14 protein-coding genes and 2 pseudogenes are annotated in these 12,509 nt (G+C 68.0%); 5 read left to right on the top strand and 11 right to left on the bottom strand.

Translation table 11 applies throughout. The features are described 5' to 3' along the window. Window positions 1–142: 142 nt before the first annotated feature. From ACO057_RS09075 to ACO057_RS09085, 3 genes are all read left to right on the top strand, one after another. Window positions 143–1,183 carry an amino acid ABC transporter substrate-binding protein gene (locus ACO057_RS09075; protein WP_421990822.1) on the top strand — a complete coding sequence of 347 codons (1,041 nt, stop codon included), beginning with the start codon at window positions 143–145 and terminating at the stop codon, window positions 1,181–1,183. 170 nt (window positions 1,184–1,353) lie between these two features. After that, the gene (locus tag ACO057_RS09080) at window positions 1,354–2,382 is read left to right on the top strand and encodes an amino acid ABC transporter substrate-binding protein (protein WP_421990824.1); all 1,029 of its coding nucleotides are present in this window, start codon (window positions 1,354–1,356) and stop codon (window positions 2,380–2,382) included. Between the two features lie 148 nt (window positions 2,383–2,530). After that, complete coding sequence (locus tag ACO057_RS09085; RefSeq protein WP_421990826.1) at window positions 2,531–3,559, top strand: amino acid ABC transporter substrate-binding protein; 1,029 nt, start codon at window positions 2,531–2,533, stop codon at window positions 3,557–3,559. Between the two features lie 48 nt (window positions 3,560–3,607). On the opposite strand, the gene ACO057_RS09090 is transcribed toward ACO057_RS09085, so the two are convergent. The 7 genes and pseudogenes from ACO057_RS09090 to ACO057_RS09120 all read right to left on the bottom strand — a co-directional run bounded on the left by ACO057_RS09090 (window position 3,608) and on the right by ACO057_RS09120 (window position 8,251). Next, on the bottom strand, window positions 3,608–4,561 hold the full coding sequence (locus ACO057_RS09090) for an acetamidase/formamidase family protein (RefSeq protein WP_421990828.1): 954 nt from the start codon (window positions 4,559–4,561) through the stop codon (window positions 3,608–3,610). A gap of 78 nt (window positions 4,562–4,639) precedes the next feature. Then, the gene (locus ACO057_RS09095) at window positions 4,640–5,524 is read right to left on the bottom strand and encodes a magnesium transporter CorA family protein (RefSeq protein WP_421990830.1); all 885 of its coding nucleotides are present in this window, start codon (window positions 5,522–5,524) and stop codon (window positions 4,640–4,642) included. Between the two features lie 90 nt (window positions 5,525–5,614). Next, window positions 5,615–6,349, bottom strand: coding sequence for an acireductone synthase (gene mtnC / locus ACO057_RS09100; protein WP_421990832.1), 735 nt, complete (start codon window positions 6,347–6,349; stop codon window positions 5,615–5,617). A 1-nt stretch (window position 6,350) separates the two neighbouring features. Further along, on the bottom strand, window positions 6,351–6,890 hold the full coding sequence (locus tag ACO057_RS09105) for a 1,2-dihydroxy-3-keto-5-methylthiopentene dioxygenase (protein ID WP_421990834.1): 540 nt from the start codon (window positions 6,888–6,890) through the stop codon (window positions 6,351–6,353). After that, the gene (locus ACO057_RS09110; protein ID WP_421990836.1) at window positions 6,887–7,504 is read right to left on the bottom strand and encodes a methylthioribulose 1-phosphate dehydratase; all 618 of its coding nucleotides are present in this window, start codon (window positions 7,502–7,504) and stop codon (window positions 6,887–6,889) included. Before ACO057_RS09110 ends, ACO057_RS09105 begins: the two co-directional genes overlap by 4 nt. Window positions 7,505–7,540: 36 nt before the next feature. Continuing rightward, window positions 7,541–7,805: pseudogene (locus tag ACO057_RS09115) on the bottom strand (twin-arginine translocase TatA/TatE family subunit). A gap of 218 nt (window positions 7,806–8,023) precedes the next feature. Further along, window positions 8,024–8,251, bottom strand: a complete 228-nt coding sequence (locus ACO057_RS09120) for a hypothetical protein (RefSeq protein ID WP_421990838.1) — start codon at window positions 8,249–8,251, stop codon at window positions 8,024–8,026. 318 nt (window positions 8,252–8,569) lie between these two features. On the opposite strand from ACO057_RS09120, the gene ACO057_RS09125 reads away from it, so the two are divergent. Next, entirely contained in the window at window positions 8,570–8,767 is a 198-nt protein-coding gene (locus tag ACO057_RS09125; RefSeq protein WP_421990840.1) for a hypothetical protein, read from the top strand. Between the two features lie 101 nt (window positions 8,768–8,868). On the opposite strand, the gene ACO057_RS09130 is transcribed toward ACO057_RS09125, so the two are convergent. The 3 genes and pseudogenes from ACO057_RS09130 to ACO057_RS09140 form a co-directional block, all read right to left on the bottom strand. Beyond that, entirely contained in the window at window positions 8,869–9,246 is a 378-nt protein-coding gene (locus ACO057_RS09130; RefSeq protein ID WP_421990842.1) for a Bug family tripartite tricarboxylate transporter substrate binding protein, read from the bottom strand. Between the two features lie 16 nt (window positions 9,247–9,262). Continuing rightward, window positions 9,263–9,781 (bottom strand): annotated as a pseudogene (locus ACO057_RS09135) (Bug family tripartite tricarboxylate transporter substrate binding protein); the annotation flags it as partial. A 68-nt stretch (window positions 9,782–9,849) separates the two neighbouring features. Then, window positions 9,850–10,347: a CHAP domain-containing protein gene (locus tag ACO057_RS09140; protein WP_421990844.1), complete on the bottom strand. Its 498-nt coding sequence runs from the start codon at window positions 10,345–10,347 to the stop codon at window positions 9,850–9,852. A 480-nt stretch (window positions 10,348–10,827) separates the two neighbouring features. Between ACO057_RS09140 and ACO057_RS09145 the strand changes: the two genes are divergently transcribed. Then, complete coding sequence (locus tag ACO057_RS09145) at window positions 10,828–11,538, top strand: response regulator transcription factor (protein WP_421990846.1); 711 nt, start codon at window positions 10,828–10,830, stop codon at window positions 11,536–11,538. Window positions 11,539–11,862: 324 nt separating this feature from the next. Here the strand turns inward: ACO057_RS09145 and ACO057_RS09150 are convergent, their stop codons facing one another. Beyond that, window positions 11,863–12,504, bottom strand: a complete 642-nt coding sequence (locus ACO057_RS09150) for a YjbF family lipoprotein (protein ID WP_421990848.1) — start codon at window positions 12,502–12,504, stop codon at window positions 11,863–11,865. Window positions 12,505–12,509: the final 5 nt, after the last annotated feature.

Below are 12,509 nucleotides of genomic sequence, written 5' to 3' on the forward strand. Positions count from 1 at the left end.
CCTTCTCCTCCATGCGTTTTGCCTATTGCTGGAGCAGATCGGCCGCCCTGGCGAGTCCCCGCGTCATTCCGTGCTTGATTCGACCTTGGGCACCGGCGCAGCCTTCCGGCACGGAAATTCCGGAACTGGGAGACGAACCGACATGCTGAAAACCTGGCTGCGCGCGCCACTGGTGGCGCTCGCGCTGTGTACCGCCTCGATGGGGGCCATGGCGCAGTCCAACCCGGCCTCGCCGACGATGAACGCGATCCGCTCGCGCGGCACGCTGGTCTGCGGCGTGAATGCCAATACGCCGGGCTTCACCACCATCGACAGCCGCGGCGAATATCGCGGCATGGTGGCCGACCTGTGCCGAGGCCTGGCCGCCGCCATCTTCGCCGACGCCACCAAGGTGCGCTTCGTGCCGCTCTCCTTCGCGACGCGCTTCACCGCGCTCAGCGCCGGCGAGGTGGACCTGCTCTTCCTCACCAGCACCATGACGGTGATGCGCGACACCACGCTCGGCCTGCGTTTCGTCGAGGCCTATTTCTATGACGGCCACGGCTTCATGGCGCGGCGCGACGCCAATGTGCAGAACGCACGCGGCCTCGCCGGCGCGACCATCTGCCTCAATCCCGGCACGACCAACGAGCAGATCACCGCCGAGTATTTCCGCAGCCAGAACCTGCAATTCACGCCCGTCCTGCTGGAGCAGAACGAGCAGGTGCTGGCCGCGCTCTCGGCCGGGCGTTGCGACGCCTTCGGCTTCGACGCCTCGGGCCTTGCCGCCATGCGCTCCTCCCTGCCCAATCCGAACGACTGGGTGATCCTGCCCGAGCGCTTCAGCAAGGAGCCCTATACGGCCGTGGTCCGCCGTGGCGACGAAAGCTGGTTCGAGATCCTGCGCTGGTTCACCTATGCGCTCATCGAAGCGGAGGAGCAGGGCGTGACGGCGGCCAATGCCGAGGAGATGCGCCGCACCTCGCAGGATGCCAATGTCCGCCGCCTGCTGGGCGCCGTGCCGGAGGTCGGCCAGGCGCTGCGGCTGGATCCGGCCTGGGCCTATAACGCGATCCGCGCCATCGGCAATTACGGCGAGCTGTACAACCGCAGCCTGGGGCCGAACACGCCGCTGGCCATGCCGCGCGCGCAGAACGAGATCTGGACGCGCGGCGGCCTGCTCTACGCGCCGCCCTTCCGTTAAGGGCGTCTGCCCAAAATCGCGGCGCGCGGCTTGTCCCGCGCGCAGAAAATCGCCGCGCCCCGCAAGGGGCGCGGCTTTTCATTTGGGGGCTGCATCAAGCTTTCGTTGACTTGTGACGGTCCTGCAATTGACCATCGCCGGTACGAAAACAGGGATTGGGATTGTTAAGCATGAAGTGGCATAAGCCCGTTCGCGCCGCCTTGGCCGCGGCCTTCGTCGCCCTGGCCGGAACCGCCGCCCAGGCCGGACCGATCATGGATCAGATCCGCGCGCGCGGCGCGCTGAACTGCGGCATCAACACCGGCGTCGCCGGCTTCGCGCTGCCGGATGCCCGTGGCGTGTGGCAGGGCCTGGACGTCGATCTCTGCCGTGGCCTCGCCGCCGCCATCTTCAACGACGTCTCGAAGGTGCGTTTCATCCCGCTCTCCTCCTCCACGCGCTTCACCGCGCTGGGCTCGGGCGAGGTGGACGTGCTGTTCCGGACGAGCACGCAGACCATGCTGCGCGACACCACGCTCGGCCTGCGCCACACCGTCACCTACTTCTACGACGGCCACGGCTTCATCGTCCGCAACAGCCTGGGCGTGCAGCGCGTGCGCGACATGGCCGGCGCCACGATCTGCCTGATCCAGGGCACGACGAACGAGCAGGTCACGGCCGACTACTTCCGCAGCGTGAACGTGCAGTTCCGCCCGGTGGTCTTCGAGCGGACCGACCAGGCGGCCGCCGCGCTGCAGGCCGGCCGTTGCGACAGCTTCGGTACCGACGCCTCCCAGCTCGCCGCCGTGCGCTCCACCATGCAGACGCCGTCCGACTGGACCATCCTTCCGGAGCGCTTCAGCAAGGAGCCCTATGCCGGCTATATCCGCCGTGGCGACGACGAATGGTTCGATGTGGTGCGCTGGTACACCACCGCGATCATCGAGGCCGAGGAGCTGGGCGTGACCTCGGCCAATGCCGAGGAGATGCGCCGCACCAGCACCAATGCGAACGTCCGCCGCCTGCTGGGCGCGACGCCGGAACTGGGCCAGTCGCTGAAGCTGGATGCGGCCTGGGCCTATAACGCGATCCGCGCCATCGGCAATTACGGCGAGCTCTACGAGCGCACCATGGGCGAGCGCACGCCCGTCGCGCTGCCGCGTGGTCCGAACCGGCTCTGGACCGACGGCGGCCTGCTCTACGCGCTGCCGATGCGCTGAGCCTCCGGGTCGTGGATCACCCCTCGGCGCATCTGCCGAGGGGTTTTCCATGCCCTTGCCCTTTGCGTTGCAGCACGTCCGACGATTGACTTCGCCGGTGCCGGCGCGGACCATCCGGACCGCTATCACAGGGACCAGGACGTCTGCCATGAAATGGAAAATCACCCTCCGCGCCACCTTGGCCGCGGCGCTCTTCAGCGTGGTCGGCACTGCCGCGCAGGCCGGCCCCACGCTCGATCAGGTGCGCCAGCGCGGCACGCTCGCCTGCGGCGTGCACACCGGCAATGCCGGCATGTCGCTGCCCGACAGCCGCGGCGTCTATCAGGGCCTCGAGGCCGATCTCTGCCGTGGCCTGGCGGCGGCGATCTTCAACGACGCCACCAAGGTGCGCTTCATCCCGCTGACGGCCTCCACGCGCTTCACCGCGCTCGGCTCGGGTGAGATCGACGTGCTCATCCGTGGCAGCACGCAGACCATGCTGCGCGACACCACGCTCGGCCTGCGCCACACCGTCACCTACTTCTATGACGGCCATGGCTTCATGGTGCGCAAGAGCCTCAACGTGCAGCGCGTGCGCGACCTGGCGGGCGCCACGATCTGCCTGATCCAGGGCACGACCAACGAGCAGGTCACGGCGGACTACTTCCGCAGCGTGAACGTGCCCTTCACGCCCGTCGTCTTCGAGCGCACGGACCAGGCGGCCGCCGCGCTGCAGGCCGGCCGTTGCGACGCCTTCGGCACGGACGCCTCGCAGCTCGCCGCCACGCGCTCCACCATGCAGACGCCCGCCGATTGGGTCGTGCTGCCGGAGCGCTTCAGCAAGGAGCCCTATGCGGCTTATATCCGCCGTGGCGACGACGAGTGGTTCGACCTCGTGCGCTGGTACACCTACGCGCTCATCGAGGCGGAAGAGCTGGGCGTGACCTCGCAGAACGCCGAGGAGCTGCGCCGCACCAGCACCAATGCGAGCGTCCGCCGCCTGCTGGGCGTGCTGCCCGAGCTCGGCCAGTCGCTCAAGCTCGATCCAGCCTGGGTCTATAACGCGGTGCGCGCCATCGGCAATTACGGCGAGCTCTACGAGCGCACCATGGGTGAGCGCACGCCGGTTGGCCTGCCGCGCGCGCAGAACAACCTCTGGACCAATGGCGGGCTGATGTACGCCCTGCCGCTGCGCTGAGGTCCTGAAAGGGCGCCGGCCGCTGATCGCGGCCGGCGCCCGAGGGGCTTAGAACAGCAAGCCCTTCTTCAGCAGCCCGTGCACGCCCTTCTCGCCGTTCACGGTCTGCGTCACGTGGAAGTCCACGGCCAGCGAGCAGAGCTGGTAGGCGTCCGCCGCGCTGAGATTCGTCCGGCTGGTGATGAAGCCGATCATCTCGCGCAGCGACTTCTTCATCGCCTCGTCGAGATCCTCGTGCATGCCCATGGTGATGTAGTGCGTCGACGTCTCGGCGCGCGGATAGGCGAGCTTCTCGCCCTTCAGCAGGGTGAAGCGGAAATGGCCGGTGAGGCACATCTCCAGCGCGTTGATGCAGACCTCGCCATCGCCCTGCACGCCATGCCCGTCGCCGGCAGAGAAGTTGCCGCCCGGCACATGAACCGGCAGGAAGAGCGTCGCGCCCTCGCCGATCTCCTTGTTGTCGAGATTGCCGCCATGCGCGCGCGGCTCCTTGGTGGAGATGCCGCCCCATTCCGCCGGCGGCGCCACGCCCATCACGCCGAAGAAGGGCGAGAGCGGCAAGGTGATGCCCGGGCCGATCGGCACGTGCCCGGTGCGCTTCTCGGCGTCCACGGGGATGTGCAGCATGCGCCGGTAGGGGAAGTCCTCGGGCAGCGTGCCGCCCAGCGGGCGGAAGCCGCAATAGCCCCACTCCGCGCCCAGATCGATCTTCTCGATGTCCACGCGCAGCGTGTCGCCCGGCATGGCGCCCTTCACGGCGACCGGCCCGGTGAGCATGTGCGGGCCCAGGCGTGGCGGCTTGCTGGCGTGATAGGCGGCCAGCTCGGGGCGGATGTTGAGGCCGAGCTCCCGCGCCTCGGCGAGAACGTCAGGCGGGCCGGAGATGCATTGCATCACCACCAGGTCGCCGCTCTGCACCTCGATCACGGGCTTGAAGCTGGCGTCGAAGGTGCCCCAGTGGATGGTGTCGGGCGTCGCGGCGACGTGATGGGTGGCGGCCATGGGGTTCTCCTGCTGAGAGCCCGATGAAGCCGGGGGATGTTTCGCCGGTCAAGGCGGGTTCTGCGCCGAAAGCGCGCGCTACAGCCAACCCTTGCGCTTGAACCACCAGACCGGCACGACCGCGGTCGCCACCATCAGCAGCAGCGCGACCGGATAGCCGATGACCGATTCCAGCTCGGGCATGTGCTGGAAGTTCATGCCGTAGATGCTGGCGATCAGCGTGGGCGGCATCAGCGCCACGCTCACCACGGTGAAGGTCTTGATGATGTTCGTCTGCTCGACATTGATGATGCCGAGCACGGCGTCCAGCAGGAAGGTCGCCTTGTTGTTGAGGAAGTTCGCGTGCTCGACCAGCGAGCGCACGTCGCGCACCAGCGTCTTGATCGCGCCCTGGTTCTCCTTGCGGATCGCCATGCCCTTCTCCGCGCCGACGAAGGTCAGGATGCGGTTGAGGCCGAGCAGCGTCTCCGAAGCGCGCGTCGTCACCTCGCCGACCTGGCCGAGGGTCAGCAGCACTTCCTTCAGGTCGTTCTGGCCCAGCGTGACCTCGCCGGGCTTGCCGCGGCGGAAGGCGCCCTGGCTCGCGCGGTCCATGTCGGCGCCGATGCGCTCGAGGATGTCGGCGAGGCGGTCCACGATCTGTTCGAACAGGTGCAGCATCACCGCATCGCCGCTCATCAGCAGCGCCGGCGACTTGGCGCAGCGCGCGGCGAAGACCGGGAAGGCCTTGGGCGTCGCGTAGCGCACCGTGACCAGCGAATTGCCGGAGAGCACGAAGGAGATGGGGGTGGAGCTGAACTCCCCCGTCTCGACGCCGTAGAGGAAGTTGGCGGTGAGGACGAGCGTCTCCTCCTCGCGATAGAGGCGCGAGGAGCTCTCGATCTCCTGCATCTCCTCGCGGGTCGGGATCTCGATGTGCAGCGCGTCCTGGACCGCGCGCTCCTCCTCGCGGGAGGGCTGCATCAGGTCGATCCAGACGGCGTGGCGCAGGCCCTCGGGGGTCGCGCACGCCCTCGCGCATCGCGAGATGGCCGTTCTCGACGGTATAGGTCGTCAGCATGTCCGGCTCTCCGCGGTGGCGGTGGGATTGGTTCTAACGGCGCAGCAAGGCCCTGTCACGCCGACAGCAGCGATGTCACATCCCCAAAATCGGCGGCCTGCGGATGGCGGCCGGAGGGCTTGGTGCCGTCCTCGGCAGCGAACGAGCTGGCAGGTGGCCAGGCCGGCCTGACGGGCCGCATCCAGCTCCTCCGCGATGTCGGAGAGGAAGAGGATGGCCGCGGGCTCGGCGCCCCAGGCACGGGCGATGTTCGTGTAGCTCGCGGCCTCGCGCTTCATGCCCATGCGGGTGTCGAAGAAGCCCTCGAAGAGCGGCTCCAGGTCGCCCGCCTCGGAATGGCGGACGAGCAGGCGCTGCGCCTCCTCGCTTCCCGAGGAGTAGATGGCCAGGTGCAGCCCCCGTGCGTGCCAGTCGCGCAGCGCGGGCGCGACGTCGGGCCAGAGATGGCCTTGCAGATCGCCCGCCTTGTAGCCCTCGCGCCAGATGAGGCCCTGCAGGGCCTTTAAGGGCGTGACCTTGGCGTCGGCGGCCATCCAGGCGCGGATCTGCGCGGGCTTGTCCTTGCCCGGCACTTCGGCCAGCACCGCCGCCACCTCCGGCTCGCCGGAATGCCGCGCGAGAAAAGGCTCCAGCGCGGAGGCGGCATAGGGGAAGAGGCTGCGGTGGACGAAGGCGATGGCGGTGGTGGTGCCCTCGATATCTGTGAGGACGTGCGTGAACGCCGCCACGCTAACCGACGACAACCGGGAACTGCGTCGCGAGATCGGTGCCGGTGTAATGCGGCGTCCAGCCCGTGGTGTCGGTGAAGATGCGCAGCGCCGTGACGTGCGGGATCTCGCCGGCGTCGAACCAATGCTTCGTGTTGGCCGGCACCGAGATCAGGTCGCCGCGCGTGCAATGCGCGTCGAAGACCTTGCCGTCGACATGCATGACGAAATTGCCCGCACCCTCGTGGAAGAAGCGGACCTCGTCCTCGGTGTGGATGTGCTCGGAGAGGAACTTCTGGCGGATAGCGTCGCGCTGGGGGTTGTCGGCCGTCAGGCGGATGACGTCGGCGGTGCCGGCCTTGGTCTCCTTCAGGAGGTCGTCGAGATGCGGCTTATAGGCCGCGAGCACCGCATCGGCCTCGGCGCCCTCGGGCAGCGGGGCCACGGGCCAGCGCTCGAAGCGCACGCCGATCGGGCCCAGGGCCTCGGCGATCTTGGCGGGGTCCTCGGTGACGAGGATCTCGGCCTTCGTGGCGGCATCCCAGATGGTCAGGCGGCTCATGGGCGCAGTCTCCGTGTCTCCAGCTCGCAGGCGAGCATGAATTCCAAGGCTTCCAGGCGCAGCAGCGCGCCCGGCATGTCGTCCGCCCAGACATACACGCCGTGGCCGCGGATGAGGTAGCCCGGAGGCGCGGCGGGATCGGCATCCCAGGCCTGCGTCACGCGCGCCTGGAGGCGGCCGATATCCTGATCGTTGTCGAGGACGGGAAGCCGGATCGCCGTCTCATGCGTCGGCAGGCCGGGGAATGCCTTCAACAATTCATATCCGGCGAGGGGGATCGAGGCCCCCGCCAGGCGCGACAGCACCGTCGCCGGCACGGAATGGCCGTGCAGAGCCGCGCCCGCCTTGGGAAAGCGGCGATAGATGCCGCAATGCAGCCCGGTTTCGGCGGAGGGGCGGAGGTTGCTGTCCTCCGCGCGGCCGTCCAGGTCCACGGCCATCACCCCGTCCTCGGGGATGAAACCTTTGTGAAAACCGGACCGCGTGATGGCCACCCGCCCATCGGGCAAGCGGATCGAGATGTTGCCGGCGGTGGCCGGCACCCAGCCAAGCTGGTCCATCCGCCGGCCGGCGGCGCGGATCGCGTCCGTCGCGGTCTGGGGGATGGGAGCCATGGAAGCCGCCGCCGGCGGTGAACCGGCGGCTGTTGCTCAGGCCGCGGGGCGGCCGCTGGTCGTGGAGGCGGCGGTCGGATGCGCCGTGGTGGCGGCCGGGCCGGCGATGGTGCCGGCGGGCGGCGCGCTCTCGGCGGTCATGGAGGCATCACCCTCCTTCTCGTCATCCTTGATGTTCGCCTTGAAGGACTTGATGCCCTTTGCGACGTCACCCATGAGGCCGCTGATCTTGCCGCTTCCGAAGAGCAGCAGGACGACCGCCAAACACGATCAACCAATGCCAGATGCTGAAGGAACCCATTGTCGCGCCTCGATCCCGTGGTGCTTAAGAAGAGTGGGAGCCTAGAGCATGTCGGCGGCAAACCCAAGCCGCCCCGCCCTTCGCGCTCCTATCGGAACGATCCCTGCGTTTCGCCGGATCTTCCCAGGCCATCGCCGCTGAAGGCGGAGGCCACACATCGCATGTGGGGGAGGGCATGGAGGGATCGCAATGCCGGGGCGGCGATCCCTCCACGGAAGTCAGCGGCAGACGCGCTCGGTCACCTGGCGGTGGCGGATGCGGCCGTGCCGGTCGCGATAGCGGACGTTGCGGGTCCGGTTGTAGCAGCGGCGCGAGTTGCGGTGGTGCCGGCCCTGGGCGAGCTGCACGTTGCCGGCGTCCAGATCCTCGCCATTCGCCACCAGCGGCTCGGGGCCGACGGCGGGCAGGGCGGCGCCCCCACGCAGCCCGGACGTGTCGCCGAGCACGGCGGCCTGGGCGGTCGTGGCGGCGGCGAGGCCCAGCGTGGCGGTGAGCGCGCTCGCGAGGCCCCAGGAACATCAGTCGACGGCGTTCCATTATATTTTCTCCTTTTGAAGTTCGTGGCCGCAGCAAGACGTCCAATTCGGGCGCGAGGAAGACCGGTCCGTGGCGGGTCTGCCTTGTGTGAAACACTGAGCAACCGAACGTTTCGAAAGGGTGGGAGTTTCGAGTCTGATTCGCAAAGAATTCATTGCTGTTGCGGTGCAACCCGTCCCGGCAAGCCGAGTTGAACGAGCTATCCCTCACATCCACGGAAGCCTTGAATGAACCGCACTCTCGTCATGATCCCGATGCTGGCGCTGGGCCTTGGCCTCGCTGCCTGCGACGAACGCCCGGCGGGCCCCGCCGAGCAGGCGGGCCGTCAGCTCGACCGCGCTGGCCAGAGCGTCCGCGACGCGGTGGACCCGCCGCGCGGGCCGGTGGAGCGGGCGGGCCGTGCGATCGACCGCGCGGTGAACTGACGCGATCCGCCAGGCGGCAACCGACGGCGCCGCCTTTTAGCTCTCCGGGCGGATCCCGAGCCGCTGCACGATCGGCCCCCAATGCGCGACCTCGTCGCGGATCAGGGGCGGTCAGCACGGCGGGGGGGCGTGCCCAGCGGCTCGAAGCCGGCCGCTTCGAGCGCGCGGCCCGTCTCGGGCTTCGACAGCGCGCGGCCGGCTTCCATCCCGAGCCGGGCCACGCGCTCGGGCGGGGTGCCGGGGGGCGCGAAAAGGCCGATCCAGGCATAGACGCCCGCCGTCGGCTCGCCCTGGTCCTTCAGCAGCGGCGCCTCGGGCATCTGGGCCATGCGCGCATCGCCCGAGATGCCGAGCGCCCGCACCTGGCCGGCGCGCACCTGGCCCAGCACCGAGCCGGCGGCCGCGGCCATGAGCTGGATGCGCCCGGCCACGATCTCCGTCACAGATTGCGGCACCGAGCGGAAGGGGATGTGCGTCATCTCCCAGTCCATGTCGCGCCGCCATCTCGGCCACCATCAGATGCCCGGTGCTGCCCGCGCCGACCGAGCCGTAGTTCAGCTTGCCCGGATTGGCTTTCGCATGGGCGATGAGCTCGGCCAGGCTGTTCACCGGAACCTCGGGATTCACCGCCAGCACCAGCGGCATGCGTGCCAGCAGCGAGATGGGGATGAGGTCCGTCACCGGATCATAGGCCAGCTGCGGGTTCAGGATCTTCGCGATGGAGCCGGGGCCGCCGATCGTCACCCCGAGGGTATGGCCGTCCGTGGCCTTGGCGGTCGCGTCGGCGCCGATGGTGCCGCCGCCGCCGGCGCGGTTGTCGATGACGAAGGGCTGGCCGAAGACCTGGCTGAAATGCTGCGAGACCGCCCGCGCCGCGATGTCGGGCGTGGAGCCGCCGGGAAAGCTCACGACCACGCGCACGGGGCGGTCGGGCCAGGCCGGCTGGGCCATGGCCGGGAGAGGGGCGGTCGCAAGGGCAGGGAGCGCCAGGAGGGCGCGGCGGGTGGCAGACATGACGATCCTCCGTCGTTGGACGGACTTAGGACTCAAGGGGGCGGTTTGAGAAGGGTCGCCGCGTTTTTCTAGCGTCCGGCGATATCGAGGCGGGGCGTGATGAAGCCATGCGCGGCGAAGACGGTGTTGCCGTAGTCGCCGGCCGCGGGGAACCAGATGCGCACCTGGGTCCAGTCGTTGCGGGGCGAGACATCGAGCACGGGCTGGTCGCGCGCGACCCGGCCGCGTCCCGAGCCGCTGGCCCAATTGGCATGGTCCACGCGGATCTCGCGCGGCGAGACCAGGCGCGACACGACGGCGACATGGCCGGAAGGCAGGCGCGAGGTGCGGGCGAGGACGATCACGCTGCCGGGCGCGGGCCTTACGCCCCGGATATAGCGGCCCTCGGCGGCGCTCCACCATTGCCAGGCGTCGCCGCGCAGCTCGATGCCGGAGCGCGCGCGGGCATAGGGCACGCAGGAAAGGTCGAGGCTGGCGCCGGGATTGGGGACGCCGGCGATGGTGGGCGCGCGCCGGGGCGCGCCGCCGCAGCCCGCGAGCGTCGAGATCAGGATGCAAAGAAGCACGCCCCGCCGGAACGGGAAGCACGCTTTCGCCACGGAAATGAGCCCCCAACGCGCTTCCCCCGAAGCGCGACGGAGCCAGGATTACAGGAGATCCTGCGGCCATGCGAGCGTCTTTCCGCGGACTCGGAAGCCTCCGGCAGGGTTCAGGCCCACATGGGCGGCCGGCAACGCGCGAGGCCGCGGGGCGTTGAGTGGTGCAATTCCGAATGCGGGGAAGTTTCGGAGACGTCAGGCGGCGCCGATATCCGCCGACTGTCCGGACCGAGCCGCCCGGCGATGTCTGTTTCTATGCGTGCGCAATAAGAATAATTTCACCTATGCAGTGAAAATTCAGTCTAGGCTAGATCGTAATTCACCTGTTTCATGGGGATCTAATTTTCCTGACCATTGAGTGGTATAGGATTTTTTAGATACTGTTTTCATGATTCGGTGCGTGCCCTCTCCGTGCCGATTTCCAAAATTTGGGAGGATGGATAGGCAATGATGGATAAGGGTGCGGCGTCGAATATTTCGGTTCTGGTCATTGAGGATGATGAAGCCTTCGCGACGGAACTCGCCGACGCGCTGACGCAATATGATATCCCGACAGGGATCGCCCTGGACTGGGAGGCCGGCATGCGGGCGGTAGAGCGGCTCAGGCCGCGCCTCATCCTGCTCGACCAGCGGCTGGGCCGGGTGGATTCCGTGGCGCGGTTGCACGAGCTCCGCGCCCTCACGAATGCGCCCGTCGTCATGCTGAGCGGCCAGTTGAACGAGGCGGACCGAATCGTGGCGCTGGAGCTCGGCGCGGATGACTACCTCTCCAAGCCGGTCTCCACCCGCGAGATGCTGGCCCGGGTGCGGGCCCATCTGCGGCGAAGCTCCGCGCTGGGGCAGCGCTCCGACCTTCACCGCTGGCGGATCGCACCGCGGGAGCGGCGGCTCTATCGCCCCGATGGCACCGCCGTGGCTTTGACCGGCGCGGAATTCGACATGCTGGTCTGCCTGACCCAATCGCCGGGCGACCCCGTCACCCGGGAGGCGCTGAGCCAACAGGTCCTGAATCGCGACTATCGCGCCGAAGACCGTGCGCTCGACAATCTCATCTACCAGATCCGGATGAAGATCCGCGACGCGGGTGGAGGGGACGTGATCCTGTCCTCTCGCAACCGCGGCTACTACTTCACCGGATTCCCCGAGTGGGCCGGATAAGCCGGTTCCGCCTGTCGTTCTGCGCTACAGGAAATTCGGATATTTGCTCGAAATTTTACGAAAATCCATTAAATTGGTCACTTCTCTGAAGTCAACTTGATCCTGGACAGTCGGATTTGATGTTTCTGATAACATCTCAATATTTTTAATATTGATGCGAGCTTTGTCAGTTTCCGATCTGATCGTTCGGAACGAAAACAAATTCATTATCCGCGATAGCTTATCTTTGATCACGAAATCATGACCCCGATCGGAATGCATCATCCTATCGGGGTTTTTGAAAGTGTTGAAGGAATATTGAAATGGGCGCCGCGGCGATCTCATTCAGGATCCCGGCTCGAAATCCAGACTGAGCGGGCCCATCCCTGGGCCCACCCATTGCTCCGCGAAGCCCACCGTGCCGGTTTCCGCGCTGGCCCAGAAGCGATTCGTCACGGGCGAGAAGCCCGGCACCCGGCACCGCTCCTCGATCAGGATCATCCCCTCCTCGGTGCGGGCGCCGCGCAGGCGGCAGTCGAAGGCGACGCCGAAGCGCATGGTCTCCGGATCGCGCGAGGCGCCTGAGATATCCACCAGCCGCCGCACCTCGGCGCTGCGGTCCACCAAAGCGCGGGGATCGTCGAGCGGGTCGGGGCCGTCGAGGCGCGTGGCCATCACGATCTGCGGCAGCCCCGCCGTCGCCACCACGCGCGGGCCATCGGTCGCCACCACCACCCCGCCCGGGGCGCGCCACATCCGCCGCTCGCCCTGCTGCTGGATCAGCGTGGCATTGGCGGCGCGGCGGCCCAGCGCGAAGCGGAGCTGCGGCGTCTCGCCCTCCTCCTCGCTCTCGGCCTCGGCGATGGCGAGGCGGTCGGGCTCGCGCTCGCCGTCGAGGTCGAGCAGCCGCGTGACTTCCGCCCAGGGCGAGCCCCGGCCGCAGGCGGCGAGGGACAGCAGCAGAACCAGGATCGGCAGGACGCGCATGGGGT

Source organism: Roseococcus sp. (assembly GCF_965227005.1).
In the GTDB taxonomy this organism is placed as follows: domain Bacteria; phylum Pseudomonadota; class Alphaproteobacteria; order Acetobacterales; family Acetobacteraceae; genus Roseococcus.